Source organism: uncultured Gordonia sp. (genome assembly GCF_937858515.1).
Taxonomy (GTDB): Bacteria; Actinomycetota; Actinomycetes; order Mycobacteriales; family Mycobacteriaceae; genus Gordonia.
Map to the genome: position 1 here is coordinate 1 of NZ_CALLZT010000103.1, position 17,599 is coordinate 17,599.

13 protein-coding genes are annotated in these 17,599 nt (G+C 65.4%); 12 read left to right on the forward strand and 1 reads right to left on the reverse strand.

Annotation, left to right across the window (positions count from 1 at the left end):
- Positions 1–1,007, forward strand: a 1,007-nt coding sequence (arc, locus tag Q0627_RS09255) for a proteasome ATPase (RefSeq protein WP_298809252.1), incomplete at its 5' end; no start/stop codon positions are given.
- A gap of 136 nt (positions 1,008–1,143) precedes the next feature.
- Positions 1,144–3,468, forward strand: coding sequence for an FHA domain-containing protein (locus Q0627_RS09260; RefSeq protein ID WP_291017260.1), 2,325 nt, complete (start codon positions 1,144–1,146; stop codon positions 3,466–3,468).
- Positions 3,469–3,479: 11 nt separating this feature from the next.
- Here Q0627_RS09260 and glgP read toward each other — a convergent pair whose 3' ends face one another.
- Positions 3,480–6,167: an alpha-glucan family phosphorylase gene (gene glgP / locus Q0627_RS09265; protein ID WP_291017262.1), complete on the reverse strand. Its 2,688-nt coding sequence runs from the start codon at positions 6,165–6,167 to the stop codon at positions 3,480–3,482.
- A 181-nt stretch (positions 6,168–6,348) separates the two neighbouring features.
- Here glgP and dop point away from each other — a divergent pair, with 181 nt between their 5' ends.
- From dop to Q0627_RS09315, 10 genes are all read left to right on the forward strand, one after another.
- Positions 6,349–7,848 carry a depupylase/deamidase Dop gene (gene dop, locus Q0627_RS09270; protein ID WP_291017264.1) on the forward strand — a complete coding sequence of 500 codons (1,500 nt, stop codon included), beginning with the start codon at positions 6,349–6,351 and terminating at the stop codon, positions 7,846–7,848.
- 179 nt (positions 7,849–8,027) lie between these two features.
- On the forward strand, positions 8,028–8,219 hold the full coding sequence (locus tag Q0627_RS09275) for a ubiquitin-like protein Pup (protein WP_291017266.1): 192 nt from the start codon (positions 8,028–8,030) through the stop codon (positions 8,217–8,219).
- A complete protein-coding gene (gene prcB / locus Q0627_RS09280) occupies positions 8,216–9,091 on the forward strand; it encodes a proteasome subunit beta (protein WP_298809264.1) in 876 nt (291 codons plus the stop codon). The genes Q0627_RS09275 and prcB overlap by 4 nt, the downstream gene beginning before the upstream one ends.
- On the forward strand, positions 9,088–9,873 hold the full coding sequence (gene prcA / locus Q0627_RS09285; protein WP_291017270.1) for a proteasome subunit alpha: 786 nt from the start codon (positions 9,088–9,090) through the stop codon (positions 9,871–9,873). The genes prcB and prcA overlap by 4 nt, the downstream gene beginning before the upstream one ends.
- Positions 9,874–9,912: 39 nt before the next feature.
- On the forward strand, positions 9,913–11,271 hold the full coding sequence (gene pafA, locus Q0627_RS09290) for a Pup--protein ligase (protein WP_291017272.1): 1,359 nt from the start codon (positions 9,913–9,915) through the stop codon (positions 11,269–11,271).
- Between the two features lie 16 nt (positions 11,272–11,287).
- Positions 11,288–12,370, forward strand: a complete 1,083-nt coding sequence (locus Q0627_RS09295) for a YafY family protein (RefSeq protein WP_298809269.1) — start codon at positions 11,288–11,290, stop codon at positions 12,368–12,370.
- A complete protein-coding gene (locus tag Q0627_RS09300; RefSeq protein WP_291013404.1) occupies positions 12,367–13,413 on the forward strand; it encodes a YafY family protein in 1,047 nt (348 codons plus the stop codon). The genes Q0627_RS09295 and Q0627_RS09300 overlap by 4 nt, the downstream gene beginning before the upstream one ends.
- A 49-nt stretch (positions 13,414–13,462) precedes the next feature.
- Positions 13,463–13,708: a Sec-independent protein translocase subunit TatA gene (gene tatA / locus Q0627_RS09305; protein WP_291013402.1), complete on the forward strand. Its 246-nt coding sequence runs from the start codon at positions 13,463–13,465 to the stop codon at positions 13,706–13,708.
- Positions 13,709–13,724: 16 nt separating this feature from the next.
- A complete protein-coding gene (tatC, locus tag Q0627_RS09310) occupies positions 13,725–14,654 on the forward strand; it encodes a twin-arginine translocase subunit TatC (RefSeq protein ID WP_291013400.1) in 930 nt (309 codons plus the stop codon).
- 146 nt (positions 14,655–14,800) lie between these two features.
- Positions 14,801–17,521, forward strand: coding sequence for an RNA helicase (locus Q0627_RS09315; protein ID WP_291013414.1), 2,721 nt, complete (start codon positions 14,801–14,803; stop codon positions 17,519–17,521).
- Positions 17,522–17,599: the final 78 nt, after the last annotated feature.

Here is a 17,599-nt window from a genome sequence, read left to right on the forward strand (position 1 = left end):
AGGACCTGTTCCGCGAGTACGCGTTGCGCCCGCCCAAGGGTGTGCTGCTGTACGGACCTCCCGGTTGCGGTAAGACGCTCATCGCCAAGGCCGTCGCCAATTCGCTGGCCAAGAAGATCGCCGAAGTGCGCGGTGACGACGCCAAAGAAGCCAAGTCGTACTTCCTGAACATCAAGGGCCCCGAGCTGCTCAACAAGTTCGTCGGCGAGACCGAGCGACACATCCGGTTGATCTTCCAGCGGGCACGGGAGAAGGCCTCCGAAGGTACCCCGGTCATCGTGTTCTTCGACGAGATGGACTCGATCTTCCGCACCCGCGGTTCGGGCGTGTCCTCCGACGTCGAGACCACTGTCGTCCCGCAGTTGCTCAGCGAGATCGACGGCGTCGAGGGCCTGGAGAACGTCATCGTCATCGGCGCCTCCAACCGTGAGGACATGATCGACCCGGCCATCCTGCGTCCGGGGCGACTGGACGTGAAGATCAAGATCGAACGGCCCGATGCCGAGTCGGCGATGGACATCTTCTCCAAGTACCTCGTCGACGCGCTGCCGGTGCACGTCGACGACATCAACGAGTTCGGTGGAGACAAGGCCGCGTGCATCCGGGCGATGATCGAGCGGGTCGTCGAGCGGATGTACGCCGAGAGCGAGGACAACCGCTTCCTCGAGGTCACCTACGCCAACGGTGACAAGGAGGTCATGTACTTCAAGGACTTCAACTCCGGCGCGATGATCCAGAACGTCGTCGACCGGGCCAAGAAGTACGCGATCAAGTCGCAGCTCGACAGCGGCCAGCCCGGCCTGCGGGTGCAGCATCTGTTCGACTCGATCCTCGACGAGTTCGCCGAGAACGAGGACCTGCCCAACACCACCAACCCCGACGACTGGGCGCGGATCTCGGGTAAGAAGGGCGAGCGGATCGTGTACATCCGCACCCTGGTCACCGGCAAGAACTCCGGTGCCAGCCGGGCTATCGACACCGAGACCAATACCGGTCAGTATCTGTAGCGGCACGTGAACGCTCCGGGTGCCCTACCACGGACATGCGTGGCACCCGGGGCTTTCGCATATGCGGCGCGCCGACCGTAGTCCGGTCGTACGACGATCTATAGCCCGACTGCCGATCTGCGATTAGAGTCATCGCGTGACCACTCCCCAGGGATTGCTGCCATGCCGGGTACATGTCAACGGGCAGGTCTTCCGCCTCGGCGGGGCCCCGCAGACAACGTTGGGCCGGACGCCTGAGAACGATATCGTCGTCAACCACCCACTCGTCTCGCGTCGGCATCTGGCCTTCGTGTGGCGAGGTAACCACTGGGCGGTGGTCGACGCCGGAAGCACCAACGGATATTTCGTCAACGGACGACGCCTCGGCGAGTTCGCCATCAGCGGACCGGTGCAGATCCGGCTCGGCGACCCGAACACCGGACCGGTCATCGAGGTCATCCCAGAGCAGGCACAGCGGCCGGCGCACATGCCACCTCCCAACCGTCAGCCGTCCCGCGAAACCATCAGCGTCAGCGCCGGCGGACCTGCCCGCACCATCGGCCGCACACCGGACAATGACATCGTCGTCAACGACGTCCTGGCATCGCGCCACCACGCAAAGCTGTCGCAGGTCGGCGAAGGCCTGGTCCTCGAAGACCTGCACAGCGTCAACGGCACCTTCGTCAACGGCTCCCGCATCAGCCGGGCGGTACTGCGCGAGAACGATGTCGTCACCATCGGTAACAGCGACTTCGTGGTCAGTCACGGCACCCTGCTGCGCGGCCAGGAGGAGTCCGCCGTCGCCGACGGCGTGCAGGTCACCGCCGTGAGCCTCACCGTCGACGGCAACAAGAAGCTGCTGCAGAATGTCTCGTTCAACGCCGCTCCAGGCACGCTCACGGCCATCATCGGGCCCTCGGGTGCGGGCAAGTCGACGATGTCGAAGATCGTCGCCGGCCTGGCCAATCCCACCGCCGGCTACGTGACATTCGAGGGCCGCAACGTCCACGAGGAATATGAGGCGCTGCGCACCCGCATCGGGATGGTGCCGCAGGACGACGTGCTGCACATGAAACTGACATTGCGGGAAGCACTCAGGTACGCGGCCGAACTGCGCCTGCCCACCGACTCCTCCAAAGCGGACCGCGACAAGGTCATCATGGGAGTGCTCGCCGAGCTGCAGCTGACCGAGCATCTGGACACGCGCGTCGACAAACTATCCGGTGGCCAGCGCAAACGTGCCTCGGTGGCGATGGAACTGCTGACCGGGCCGTCGCTGCTGATCCTGGACGAGCCGACCTCCGGTCTCGACCCGGCCCTCGACCGCCAGGTGATGAAGACTCTGCGCCTGCTCGCCAATGCCGGCCGGGTGGTGATGGTGGTGACGCACTCGCTCAGCTACCTGTCGATGTGCGATCAGGTTCTACTGCTCGCCCCGGGCGGTAAGACCGCCTACTGCGGCTCGCCTGCCAAATCGAACGTGATCGCGGCGATGGGAACCGACGACTGGGCCGAGATCTTCGAGTTCGTCGCGTCCTCCCCGGACGTTGCCGCATCGCGGTATGAGTCCGGACGCATTCCCACGCCCCCCGCACCTCCGGCCCCGCGCAGCGGCAAACCGATCCGGGCGCCGCAGACCAGCATGGTGCGGCAGATCAGCACCATCGGCCGCAGACAGGTCCGGCTGATCTTCGCCGACCGCGGATATCTGGTGTTCCTCGGTGTGCTGCCGCTCGTGCTCGGGTTGCTCACCCTGGTCATACCCGGCGACAAGGGCCTGACCCTCAACAACGCCGACAATCCGGGTGAGGCCGTCCAGATCATCGTGGTCCTGGTCCTGGGCGCGATGTTCATGGGTGCGGCGCTGACGGTGCGTGACCTGGTCAGCGAACGTGCCATCTACGAGAGAGAACGGGCGGTCGGACTGCGTCCGTCGTCGTATCTGGGTGCCAAGATCCTGGTCTTCTTCGTGATCGCCATCCTGCAGGCGGCGGTCATGCTGGCCATCACCTACGCCGGCCGCGGCACACCCGCCGGCAACGGCTTCTTCCTGGCCAGCTCACTCGAGCTGTTCGTCGCGCTCGCCTTGCTCGCCTGCGTGAGCGCCCTCATCGGTCTGACCATCTCGGCGGTGGTGCGCTCGGCCGAGCAGACGATGCCGCCGCTGGTCCTGGTCGTGATGGTGCAGTTGGTGTTCTGTGCCGGTCTGTTCCCACTTGCCGGGCGTGCCGGTCTCGAGCAACTCGCCTGGCTGTTCCCTGGCCGCTGGGGGTACGCGGCATCCGCGATCGCCGTCGACCTCACAAAGATCGCACCGCTGGCACCGCAGACGCAGGACGAACCGCTGTGGGAGCAGACGGCGACGTCGGCGTTCCTCAGCTACGGGATCCTGATCGCTATGGGTGCGTTGCTGGTATTCGTCACCTACTCCAAGCTGACCCTCAAACGTAAGAGCCAGCCCGGAGCAGCCAACCGCGGCTAGGACGGCCGGTATCAGGAAGAAGTGACGGCCGCGGCCGCGGTCGCGCCGTATCCCGAGTCGGTGATCGTGACCCCGGGCCCGGCGTCCTCGGCCGTTCCCGACGGGTACCGGACGAATCCGAGCTCTGCGTCGTCGGTCAGATTCGCGTGTTTGGGCAGTACGCGGGCCGTGTAACCGTGTCTGCCCGAATGCCGGGGCGACACCACGGCGGAGAACAGGGTGCGTCCCGACGCATCGGGTCCGCCGGTCGGCGTCATGTCGGTAATGGCCGGGTCTAGTATGTCGCCTTCCGGTGAGACTCGGCCGACGAGTGCCTGCACGGCGACCCGTTCGGGGGTGAATCCGCCGAGTTCGACGTGCGCGGTCAGTGTCACCGACGCACCGGGCTCAGCATCAGGTGTTGCAGTGGCGGCAGTCGCCGCGTCGGAACCGGAGTCCTCGACTCCAAGGATCTGCACCGCACCCCACTTCTGATTGAGCTGGTCCCGGTACCGCGCGAGGTCGCGGGCGCCGGCGTAATCGTGGGCGCAGATCAGCTCGAACGAGGCGGCCGCCGGTGCGTACAGGGCGGTCGTGTAGTCGCGGACCATGCGTGAGGCCAGCACCTTCGGGCCGAGTTCGGCGAGCGTATGCCGCACCATCTCCACCCAACGCTGCGGGACGCCGTCGTCGTCGCGGCCGTAGAACAGCGGGATCACCGACTCCTCGAGCAGCTCGTAGAGTGCCTGCGCCTCGAGATCGTCGCGGCGGTGCTCGTCGGTCACCCCCTCGGCCGAACCGATGGCCCACCCGTTCTCCCCGTCGGCCATCTCGTCCCACCATCCGTCGAGGATCGACAGGTTCAGTCCGCCGTTGAGGGCGGACTTCATCCCCGACGTTCCGCACGCCTCCAACGGGCGAACAGGATTATTGAGCCACACGTCGCACCCGGCATAGATGTGCCGGGCCATCGAGATGTCATAGTCGGGCAGGAAGATCATCCGATCACGCAGTTCGGGGTCCTCGGTGAACCGGACCACCTGCTGGATCAGCGCCTTGCCGCCGTCATCGGCCGGGTGGGCCTTGCCCGCGATGACGAGTTGCACCGGGCGGTCCGGATTGGTGAGGATCGCCCGCAACCGCTCCGGGTCACGCAACATCAGCGTCAGTCGCTTGTAGGTGGCCGCGCGCCGGGCGAACCCGATCGTGAGCGCGTCGGGGTCGAAGATGTCGGAGGTCCAGCCGAGTTCGGCGTCGGTGAATCCGCGGTCGCGTCCACTGGTGAAAGCCCGCCGCCGGACTTCGTCGACGAGATCGGCGCGCAGTTCGTTGCGCTGGTTCCATATCTTCCCGGCAGTCAGTTCCCGGTATACCGCATCGGCCGACGGTGAGTCGGGATCGGTGAGATGCTGCCACGCGGGGGCCACCCAGGTGGGTCCGTGCACGCCGTTGGTGACCGACCCGATCGGCACCTCGTCGGCATCGAAACCCGGCCACAGGTCGGCGAACATCTCGCGGCTCACCCTCCCGTGCAGTTCCGAGACGCCGTTGCTGCGCTGACCGAGCCGAAAACCCATGTGCGCCATGTTGAAGACGTTGGGGTCGGCCTCGTCGCCCAGGTCCAGCACCGTGGCCGCGTCGAGACCGCCGAGCAGCCGGGATCGGCCCTCGGTGTCGGGATCGAGGTAGTAGCGGACCAGATCCACTGGGAACCGGTCGATACCCGCGGGCACCGGAGTGTGTGTGGTGAAGATGTTCGAGGCGCGCACCACGGACTCGGCGGTGTCGAAATCGAGTCCGTCCGGCCCGGTCACCAGTTCACGGACGCGTTCGACACCGAGGAACCCGGCGTGCCCCTCATTCATGTGGAACACCGACGGCGCGGTCCGGCCCGACAGGCGCGTGTACTCGCGGATCGCGCGGGTGCCGCCGATTCCGAGCAGGATCTCCTGCTTGATGCGATGGTTCTGGTCACCGCCGTAGAGCCGGTCGGTGATCGCCCGCATCTCCTCGTCGTTGCCCGCGAGGTCGGAGTCGAGCAATAGCAGCGGTATCCGGCCGACGGTCGCCACCCAGATCTGGGCGGTCAGCACGCGGCTGCTCGGCATCGGGATGGTGACGAACACCGGGGCACCGTCGGTGCCGGTCAGCAAGGTCAGTGGCAGGGCGGTCGGATCGTTGACCGGGTAGCGCTCGACCTGCCAGCCGTCGTGGCTCAGGCTCTGCCGGAAGTAGCCGGAGCGGTAGAACAGCCCGACCCCGATCAGCGGCAGCCCGAGGTCCGATGCCGCTTTGAGATGATCGCCGGCGAGGATGCCGAGGCCGCCGGAATAGATGGGCAGTACCTCCGAGATACCGAACTCCATCGAGAAGTAGGCGATTCCGGACGGCGCGGCGTGGGTCGGGTCGCCGTCGAGAGTTGCCGCGTAGTCACCGAACCATGCTGAATCGGCGAGGTAGGACTCAAGGTCGGCGGCAGCTTCACGAAGTCGGCCGATGAAGTCGGTGTCGGTGGACAGTTCTGCGATGCGCTCGGGGGAGACCTCCGAAAGCAGCCGCAGTGGGTCGCGGTCGGCGGACCACAGGTCGGGGTCGACGGCGGCGAAGATGTTCTGCGTCGGCGTGTGCCAGGACCATCGCAGGTTGTGGGCGAGGACGGACAGGTCGGCGAGGGACTCGGGCAGTGGCACCCGGACGGTGAACCGGCGAAAGGCTTTCACACGCCTGTACGCTACCGAGCCCCGGCCGTCGCTGCGACCGGTTGCGGCTGCCGCCGGGTTAACACTGTGCGACGAAGCCGCCGGGTCTGTTCTATGACACCGGGCCGGACACGACGATGACACCGGACCGGCCCGGCCGGGCACGTGCGGAAACCGATCATGCGGCTACTAGGCTCGAAGTATGCAGCGAATCATCGGTACCGAGGTCGAGTACGGCATATCTGCGCCCGGCGACCCGACCGCGAACCCGATCATGACGTCCACCCAGGCGGTTCTGGCCTATGCCGCGGCCGCCAGCGTTCCCCGAGCCAAGCGCACACGCTGGGACTACGAGGTCGAGTCGCCGTTGCGTGATGCCCGTGGCTTCGACCTCGGCCGTGGGTCGGGACCGGCCCCGATCATCGACGCCGACGAGATCGGTGCGGCCAATATGATCCTCACCAACGGTGCCCGGTTGTACGTCGACCATGCCCATCCCGAGTATTCGGCACCCGAGGTGACCGATCCGCTGGACGCGGTCATCTGGGACAAGGCCGGCGAGCGGGTGATGGAGGCCGCGGCCCGCTACGTCGCGAGTGTTCCGGGTGCACCGAAGCTGCAGCTGTACAAGAACAACATCGACGGCAAGGGCGCCTCCTACGGCACCCACGAGAACTATCTGATGGACCGCAGCACCCCGTTCACCGCCGTGATCGCCGGACTGACGACGTTCTTCGCGTCCCGTCAGGTGATCTGCGGGTCCGGGCGAGTCGGTATCGGCCAGTCCGGTGACGAAGCCGGTTTCCAGCTCTCGCAGCGTGCCGACTATATCGAGGTCGAGGTGGGTCTGGAGACCACCCTCAAACGCGGCATCATCAACACCCGTGACGAACCACACGCCGACCCGGAACGGTACCGCCGACTGCACGTGATCATCGGCGACGCCAACCTCGCCGAGACCGCCACCTACCTCAAGGTGGGAACGACGTCCCTGGTACTCGACCTCATCGAAGCCGGGGTCGACTTCTCCGACATCGAACTGGCACGCCCGGTGACCGCCGTGCACACCATCAGCCACGATCCGACGCTGCAGGCGACCGTCGCCCTCACCGACGGACGCGAACTCACCGCTCTGGCGCTGCAACGCGAGTACCTGCAGAGGTGCACCCGTTTCCACGAGCAGAACCACAGCGACGACGCGCGGGCCAAGCATGTCCTCGACACGTGGGCCGATGTGTTGGACAAGCTTGAACGCGACCCGATGGAATGCTCGGACATCCTCGACTGGCCGGCCAAACTGCGGCTGTTCGAGGGCTTCCGCCAGCGGGAGGGACTGACGTGGTCGGCGCCCCGTCTGCAACTGATCGACCTGCAGTATTCGGATGTGCGCCTGGACAAGGGCCTGTACAACCGGCTGGTCGCGCGTGGCTCGATGAAACGGCTTGTCGACGAGGCCGACGTCACCCGGGCGATCACCTGCGCACCGGAGAACACCCGCGCCTACTTCCGCGGTGAGTGCCTGCGCCGGTTCGGTGGGGAGGTAGCGGCGGCGAGCTGGGACTCGGTCATCTTCGATCTCGGCGGCGAATCCCTGGTCCGGATCCCCACGCTCGAACCACTACGCGGCAGCAGAGCACATGTGGGAGCGCTCCTCGATTCGGTGGACTCGGCCGCAGAACTGGTCGGGCAGCTCACCAACTAGGGCTTGCCCCCGAGAACACGCGCTATGTGACGACACCCTGGCGCAGTGGCCACCCGCGAGGCCACCGGCACCGGTAGGGTGGATCGCACGACAATCGGTGACACGGTCGTACCGGTGCCAGGCACCGTCGGCCGTCATCGATACGGCTCGCCGACAGGCGATCGGTAAGGAGGCAGCAGATGGCGCAGGAACAGACCACACACGGTGGCGGCGGCGATGACGAGGGTCTCGGCCCCGACGGCAGTGCCGGTCAGGAGCGGCGCGAGAAGCTGGCCGAAGACACCGACGACCTGCTCGACGAGATCGACGACGTGCTGGAGGAGAACGCCGAGGACTTCGTGCGCGCTTACGTGCAGAAGGGCGGCCAGTGAGCGACCGGTTCAGTTCATCCACTCCCGGTTCGTCACTGCGTCCCCACCTGTCTTTCGGGGCTGACATCTCCTCGTTCACCGAGTATTTGCGCATGCACGCTCCCGAGCAGTTGCCCGCGGCCCGGGCGGAGCGGCTCGCGGCGATGCGCGGTGCCGACGCCTCGGACATCCCGCACGGCACCACGATCATGGCGGTGTCATACCCCGGTGGGGTGGTGCTCGCGGGCGACCGCCGCGCCACCATGGGCAACCTGATCGCCACCCGCGACGTGCGCAAGGTGTACCTCACCGACGACTACTCGGCGGCCGGCATCGCGGGCACCGCGGGTATTGCGATCGAGATGGTCCGGCTGTTCGCGGTCGAGCTGGAGCACTACGAGAAGCTCGAAGGAGTGCCACTTACTCTCGACGGCAAGGTAAGCCGCCTCGCGTCGATGGTGCGCGGAAATCTGGGTGCGGCGATGCAGGGCCTGGCTGCCATTCCGTTGCTCGTCGGCTACGACATCGACCACGACAGTCCCGATGAGCGGGGCCGGATCTTCTCCTTCGACGTGGCCGGTGACCGGCACGAGGAGTTCGGTGGTTATCAGGCGATCGGGTCGGGATCGGTGTTCGCAAAATCGTCCCTCAAGAAGCTGTACCGGCCCGACCTCGACGAGGCGTCGGCGCTGGCCATCGCAGTGGAGGCGTTGTATGACGCCGCCGACGATGATTCGGCGACCGGCGGTCCGGACCTGGTCCGCAGGATCTTCCCGACGGCGGCCGTGGTCGATGCGTCCGGGTCCCGAGAGGTGGCATCGTCCGAGATCGAGGCGGCGGCCCATGCTGTGGCCGATCGTCGTGCCGAGGCACATGAGGGGGATGCGCGATGACTTTTCCGTACTACGCCAGTGCCGAACAGATCATGCGCGATCGTTCGGAGTTGGCCCGCAAGGGTATCGCGCGTGGGCGCAGCGTCGTGGCGCTCACGTACGCCGACGGCGTGCTGTTCGTCGCCGAGAATCCGTCGAACACATTGCGCAAGGTCAGCGAGATCTACGACCGCATCGGATTCGCCGCAGTAGGCAAGTACAACGAGTTCGAGAGTCTGCGCAAAGCCGGGATTCAGCTCGCCGACATGCGTGGGTACAGCTACGACAGAGCGGATGTGTCCGGGTTGTCGCTGGCCAACGCATACGCCAACACGCTGGGTTCGGTGTTCACCGAGCAGCCCAAGCCGTTCGAGGTGGAGCTGTGTGTGGCCGAGGTGACCAAGCCCGGCAAATCCGGGGTGTCGCAGCTGTACCGGATCAGCTACGACGGATCGATCTCGGACGAGACAAGGTTCCTGGTGATGGGCGGGGCCACCGAGTCCATCGCGTCCGCACTGCGGGAAAAGTACGAGTCCGGCCTGAGTCTGGCCGCCGCGCTGACCCTGGCCGTCGACGCGCTGGCCACGCCGCCCCCCGCTGCCAATGGCGCCGCGGAATCGCCACGACGCGAGTTGACGGCGAGCGACCTGGAGGTGGCGATCCTCGATCACAACCGTCCCCGAAGGGCATTCCGCAGGCTCACCGCCAAGACCATCGAGGAACTGCTCGCCCAGACGACACCGGATGATCCCGAAGCGGTCTCAGCAGAAGAGTCGACCACAACCGAAGATCCGTCGAAGTAGTCCCCCGAACACAGAACACAGAACGAGTAGGGTTGAGCCGTGCAGCGTCGAATCATGGGGATCGAAACGGAGTTTGGTGTCACGTGCACCTTTCATGGTCATCGTCGGCTGAGTCCTGACGAGGTTGCCCGGTATCTGTTCCGGCGGGTCGTGTCGTGGGGTCGGTCGTCGAATGTGTTCTTGCAGAACGGCGCTCGACTGTATCTGGATGTCGGCTCGCATCCGGAGTACGCGACGGCCGAGTGCGACAGCCTGATTCAGCTGGTCAATCACGACCGGGCCGGTGAACTGGTTCTGGAGGATCTGCTGATCGACGCAGAGCAGCGGCTGGCCGATGAGGGCATCGGCGGCGATATCTATCTGTTCAAGAACAACACTGATTCAGCGGGCAATTCATACGGTTGCCACGAGAATTATCTGGTGGTGCGCGCGGGGGAGTTCTCCCGGATCTCCGATGTCCTGCTGCCGTTCCTGGTGACCCGGCAGCTGATCTGTGGGGCGGGCAAGGTTCTGCACACGCCGAAGGCGGCCACGTTTTGTCTGTCTCAGCGAGCCGAACATATCTGGGAGGGTGTGTCGTCGGCGACCACCCGGTCGCGGCCGATCATCAATACCCGGGACGAGCCACATGCCGATGCCGAGAAGTATCGGCGTCTGCATGTGATCGTGGGCGATTCGAACATGTCGGAGATGACGACGCTGCTGAAGGTAGGCTCGGCGACGCTGGTACTGGAGATGATCGAGGCGGGCGTGAGTTTCCGCGATTTCGCCCTCGACAATCCGATCAGGGCGATTCGCGAGGTCAGCCACGATACGACGGGTCGTCGTCAGGTGCGTCTGGCCGGTGGCCGGCAGGCGAGCGCGTTGGAGATTCAGCGTGAATACTATGCGCGGGCCGTCGAGCATATGACCAACCGGAAACCCGATCCGGAGATGGATCTGGTGGTCGATCTGTGGGGTCGGGTGCTCGATGCCGTCGAATCAGGTGACTTCTCGAAGGTCGATACCGAGATCGACTGGGTGATCAAGCGGAAGTTGTTCGAGCGCTACCAGAATCGATATTCGATGGATTTGGCCGATCCGAAGATCGCTCAGCTCGATCTGGCCTATCACGACATCAAACGTGGCCGCGGGGTGTTCGATGTGCTGACACGGAAGGGTCTGGTGGCGCGGGTCACCACGGATGAGGCGATCAAAGAGGCCGTCGATGAGCCTCCGCAGACGACTCGCGCCAAGTTGCGGGGTGATTTCATTTCGGCGGCGCAGAAGGCGGGCCGGGATTTCACGGTCGACTGGGTGCATCTGAAGCTCAATGATCAGGCGCAGCGCACGGTCTTGTGCAAAGATCCGTTCCGGAGTGTCGATGAGCGCGTTGATCGTTTGATCGCGTCCATGTAGTCGTAGGGTTTCTCGGGTGGCCACATCGAAGATCACGAAGGACGAGCGAGTCCTGAATCTGGTGATCTGTTTACTCCATACACCAAGGTTCGTTACCGCTGAGTATATTCGCGCGAATGTGAACGGGTATGCGGAGTCGAAGACCGATCTGTCGTTCAAACGGCAGCTCGAGCGTGACAAGAAAGAGCTTCGTGATGCCGGGATACCGGTGATCACGGGTCTGACCGCCGAGGGTGACGAGGGTTACCGGATCGACCCGGCCAGCTATGAGCTTCCCGAGATCGCGCTCGACGAGCAGGAGTCCGCGGCGGTGGCGATGGCGGCCGCGTTCTGGGAGATGCCCGAGATGGCGACACTGTCGCGGACGGCGATGCTCAAGCTCGGGGCCGCCGGGATTGATCTGCCCGGTGATGCGTTCGCCGGTATCGAAACCCCCGAAGGGCGTTCCGCGGGTGCCGAACCGGTGCTGGCGGCGCTGGTTCGGGCGATCGACACCGGTCGCGCGGTCACCTTCGTCTACCGTGCCGGCACCACCGCGGCACCTGTCACGCGGACGCTCGAGCCGTGGGGTGTGGTCACCCATCGTGGCCACTGGTATGTGGTCGGCCACGATCGCACGCGTGAGGAGACAAGGACGTTCCGGTTGTCGCGGTTGGCCGATGTGGTGTCGATCGGCAAGGACGGCTCGGTGACGATTCCCGACGGTATCGACCTACAACAGGTCGTTGCCGACACCGTCGACACCGCCGTCGGTACGACCGAGATCATCGCTCATGTGTGGGCTGCGCGGGGGCGGGCGAACGGTGTGCGCCGGATGGCTCGGCGGGTGACGCCCCAGCGGTTGGGTGAGGAGGCCGGCGATCTGCTGGAGATCGAGGTGCGCTACATGTCGTCGGTGGTGCGGGTGATTCTCGGCGCCGGGGCCGACGCGGTGGTTCTTGATCCACCTGCCTTGCGGGACATGGTGATCAGTGCCCTCGACAACCTGATCGAGGTGACCGGGGCGAGCGCAGCGACGGGGAATGTGACCGGGGCGAGCGCAGCGACGGGGAATGTGACCGGGGCGAGCGCAGCGACGGGGAATGTGACCGCACGATGACTCCGAAACCTTCGCGTTTGAGCAGGTTGCTGGCGATCGTGCCGTACTTCCAGGCGCGCGACGGTATCCAGATCTCGCAGGCGATGGCCGATCTGGGCGTCACCGAGCGTGAGTTGTACGCGGACCTGAATCTGTTGTTCGTGTGCGGTCTGCCCGGAGGGTACGGCGGCGACCTGATCGAGCTGAATTTCCCGTTCTACGACGACCCGAAGGATCTGGTAGAGGTCGAGTTCCGGCAGGGCACCGTGCGCGTCGGCTTCTCGGCGGGAATGGACAGACCGCTGCGCCTGACCCGCGCAGAGGCCACACCGTTGCTGGTGGCGTTACGGCAGTTGGTGAAGACGCCGGGACTGGTGGATTCGGCGGCGGTCGATCGGGCGATCGCGAAGATCGAGAACGCGGTGGGTGCCCGGGTGACAGGAGTGGCCGCCGCCGTCGACACCGCTCGGCCCGATGACGCGGACTCGACATACGCGACGATCAAGTCCGCAGTGCGCGATCAGCGCGCGCTGAGGCTGAAGTACTACACCGCGACGAGTGACACCACCAGTACCCGGACCGTCGACCCGATCGCGGTCAAGGTCGTCGACAACGCCATGTACCTGGAGGCGTGGTGCCGCGAAGCCGAGGACCGCAGACTGTTCCGGTTCGACAGGGTCGATGAGGCCGAGGCGCTCGATGAACCGTCCCGTCCGCGTGCCGATCCCGAGTCGGCGGCGGTATCCCCGGTCCTGAGCCAGAATCCCGATCTGCCGGTGGCAGTGATCGAGATCGACCACGAGGCGCTGTGGATTCTCGACTACTCGTCGGCCGAACCCATCGACGACGTTCTCGCCGCCGATACGAAGGATCGGCCGGTCCGTGCGCGGCTCGTGTTCGGTTCCGTCAACTGGCTGACCCGTTTCCTGCTCGGGTTCGGTGGCGACGTCCGCCTGGTCCGGATCGAGTCGCCGGTGGCCGGCCCACCCCCTCCGGCCACGGCCGACGCGGTCACCGCGGCGATGGCGGATCTGGCCGCCGCTGCTCGCGCGAGATACGCGTAACCGGTGTTCGGGTAGCATGGCCGGGTAACTACCTGGGAGGTTGGGCGTCATGGGCGCTATGTCGTGGTGGCACTGGGCGATCGTCGCGATCGTGGTCATTGTTCTCTTCGGTTCCAAGAAGCTGCCCGAGGCGGCACGCGGACTCGGGCAGTCGTTGCGCATCTTCAAGAGCGAGATGTCCGAGATGCAGAACGACGGCAAAAAGGCAGTGCCGGAGGCGACGCGCGAACTCCCGGCCAAACCGGCCGATCCAAGCTCCGCGCCGACGGTGGATGACGTCAAAAAGTCCGCCTGACCGGCTCGGGTAGCCGGTGCGTATTCCCTTCGACCCGAAGAAGCGCAAACGTAAGGTCAATCCCGACGGCACAATGTCGTTGGTCGAGCACCTGTATGAGTTGCGGTCCCGGGTGATCATCTCGTTGGTCGCGATCGTCGTCACGACCATCATCGGTTTCATCTGGTACAGCACGTCGTTCTTGGGGCTGGAGTCTCTCGGTGAGCTGCTGCGCGGACCGTACTGCGACCTGCCGCCGGAGACGCGGGCGGCGCTGTCGGCGGACGGGGAGTGCCGGCTGTTGGCCACGGGCCCGTTCGACCAGTTCATGTTGCGCCTTCAGGTGGGTTTGACCGCCGGTGTGGTCCTGGCATGCCCGATCTGGCTGTATCAGGTGTGGCAGTTCATCACCCCGGCGCTGATGAAGAATGAGCGACGCTACGCAATGTCGTTCGTGTCGTGTGCCGCGGTGCTGTTCGTGGCCGGCGCGGTCCTCGCATATCTGGTGGTGGCCAAGGCGTTCCACTTCCTGCTCACGGTGGGCAGCGATGTACAGATCACTGCCCTGGCCGGCGACCAGTATTTCAACTTCATCCTGCGATTGCTGATCGTATTCGGGGTGAGTTTCGAGTTGCCGCTGCTGATCGTCGCGCTGAACCTGATCGGGGTACTGAGCTATGCGCGCCTCAAGTCGTGGCGGCGTGGACTGATCCTGGTGATGTTCGTGTTCGCCGCGATCGTCACCCCGGGCTCGGATCCGTTCACGATGCTTGCACTCGCACTGGCGCTGACTGTGTTGCAGGAGGTCGCGATCCAGGTAGCACGGGTCTCCGACCGGCGTAAGGCGAGGAAGTCAGCACGCACCGAACAGCTCGCCGACAACGAGGCCAGTACGCTACCCGAGCCGACATCAGCGCCGCACGCGTCGGCGGTCACACCGGCGAAGGCATTCGATGACATTCTATGAGGGTGCAGGGGCGAGCGAAGCGACGGGAAATGAATCCGGACAACGACGAACGCTCCGCTGACCACACGGGCGGTGGTCTCCATCCTGGGGACGGGCACCGCCCCGCCGACCGACTTGGTCCGCAGCTCGCCACGTTCACTGCGGGCCTGAGTTTCGCTCTCGACCCGTTCCAATCTCGTGCATGTGTCGCATTGGAGGCCGGACACGGTGTTCTGGTGTGCGCCCCGACGGGTGCGGGCAAGACGATCGTCGGGGAGTTCGCGGTGCACCTGGCGCTGGCGGCCGGCACAAAATGCTTTTACACCACACCGATCAAGGCGCTGAGCAATCAGAAGTATGCCGACCTGGTCGCCGTGCACGGTGCTGCTTCGGTGGGCCTGCTGACCGGTGATGTCGCGATCAATCCGGGCGCGCCGGTGGTGGTGATGACCACCGAGGTTGTCCGCAACATGATCTACGCGGGTTCGTCGGCGCTGGCCGGTCTGTCGTATGTGGTGATGGACGAGGTGCATTTCCTGGCCGACCGGTTCCGTGGTGCGGTGTGGGAAGAGGTGATCCTGCACCTGGATCCCGCGGTACGCGTGGTGAGTCTGTCGGCCACCGTATCGAACGCCGAGGAGTTCGGCGATTGGATCAAGACCGTGCGCGGCGACACCACCGTCATCGTCGACGAGCACCGTCCGGTGCCGCTGTCCCAGCATGTGCTGGTCGGCAACCGCATGTTCGACCTGTACGAAAGGTCGGCCCATGGTGTGGCGAAGAGGAGTGCGCGGGAGGTCAATGCCGATCTCAAGCGCTACATCAGGCACAAGATGCTCACCGCCGACGACCGGTTCTCCGACTCGCGCGGCCGCGGCCGGGGCAGAGGACACCGCGGTGGCGCACCACGCGCATCGCGGCCCGATGTCGTGGCGAGCCTGGACCGCGACGGGCTGTTGCCCGCGATCATGTTCATCTTCTCCCGCAAGGGCTGCGACGGGGCACTGGCTCAGTGTCAGCGGTCACGGTTGTCGCTGCTCGAACCGCACGAGGCGGCCAGGGTCGATGAGATCGTCGACAGGCACGTGACCGACATCGCGCCCGCGGATGCCGAAGTCCTGGGTGTGGAGCAGTGGCGGGCCGGCCTGCGGCGTGGTTTCGCCGCCCACCACGCGGGGCTGCTGCCCACGTTCCGGCACGCGGTGGAGGAACTGTTCGTCAACGGTCTGGTGAAGGTGGTGTTCGCTACCGAGACTCTCGCTCTCGGTATCAACATGCCCGCTCGTTCGGTGGTGCTCGAACGGCTCGTCAAGTACAACGGTGAGGCACACGTCGATCTGACTCCCGGTGAGTTCACCCAGCTCACCGGCCGGGCAGGACGCCGTGGCATCGACACCGAGGGGCACGCGATCGTGCTCTGGACGCCCGAGGTGGTACCGGAACAGCTCGCCGGCCTGGCCGGGGCACGCACCTTCCCGTTGCGCAGTTCGTTCGCACCCGAATACAACATGGCGGTCAATCTGCTGGGCCGGATGGGGCTGAGCGGGGCCCAGGAGCTCCTGCATCGCTCGTTCGCCCAGTTCCAGGCGGACAGGTCGGTGGTCGGTCAGGCCCGCAAGCTCGACGACGCGCGGTTGCGGCTGCGCAAGACCGACGCGCAATTGTCGCAGCTGGCCGCCGAACGCGGCGTCGATCAGGACGGCACCGAGTCGGCGAGTGGTTTTCTCTCTTATATCGATCTGCGCGAGGATATTCGCCGCCGCGAGCGGGATCTGAAGTTTCATCGCCGGGTGGAGAACACACAGTCGATCGTCGACGATCTGGGTGCCCTGAAGAAGGGTCACGTGATCGGTCTGCAGAGCCGCCGCCATCGTGGTCTGGCCGTGGTCCTGGAGCCGGCCGCCCACACCTCTGATCCGAAACCTCTTGTGCTGGTGGAGGATGCATGGTGCGGCAGGATCGACGCACGTGACTTCGTCAACCCACCACAGGTACTGGGCAACATGCGTCTGCCCCGGCACCCCGACCGCGGTACCGGACGTGGCCGGCGTGATCTGGCGTCGGCGCTGCGGGCAACCGGCATCGAGATGCCGCGTGGACGCGGCAACAAACGCGCACCGGCCGCCGACGACGCCGAACTCAAACGATTGCGGACGGCGTTGCGGGCGCATCCCGCACATCGTCTCGATCCCGGGGATCAGCTGTTCCGGCTGGCCGAGCAGCGTAATCGGTTGCTACGTGAGATCGTCAGCGCTGAACGCGAGATCACCTCTCGCACATCCACTTTAGGTGTCACATTCGGCCGGATTGTGGACGTGCTGGCCGAACTCGGATACGTCAGGCGCACTGGCGACACCGTCGAGGTGGAGGATGCCGGGCGACTGTTGAGCCGGATCTACAGCGAAAGCGATCTGCTGGTCACCGAGTGCATCCGCGCCGGTGTGTGGGAGGGGCTCTCGCACAGTGATCTCGCCGCGGTCGTATCGGCGATGGCATACGAATCGCGACGCGATGGCACCTCGGACGTCGATTCGGTGCCGGGTAATCCGCGACTGCGGGAGGCGCTGACCGAGACCGTGCAGGTGTGGCAGCGACTGAACGAAACCGAACGGCGCCACCGTGTTCCGGCGACACGCGAACCCGATACGGGGTTCTCGGTGGCGGTATCGCTGTGGTCGTCGGGCAGATCGCTGACCGATTCGCTGGCTGCCGCGGGATTGGCCGGTCAATTGCTGTCGCCTGGTGATTTCGTACGATGGAATCGTCAGGTGATCGATCTGCTGGAGCAGATCCGGATAGGCGTGGGCCCCGACGCTCCGCTGGCGACGGCGGCAGCACGCGCGGTCGGGTCGATCCGCCGGGGTGTGGTCGCCGCCGAACTGGGCTGATCAGGTTCCCGGTTGGACCGCCGAACACCGTCGGCGCTGCCGGGTGTGTCGCTGCGGTAACGTGCAGGGCAGCATTGC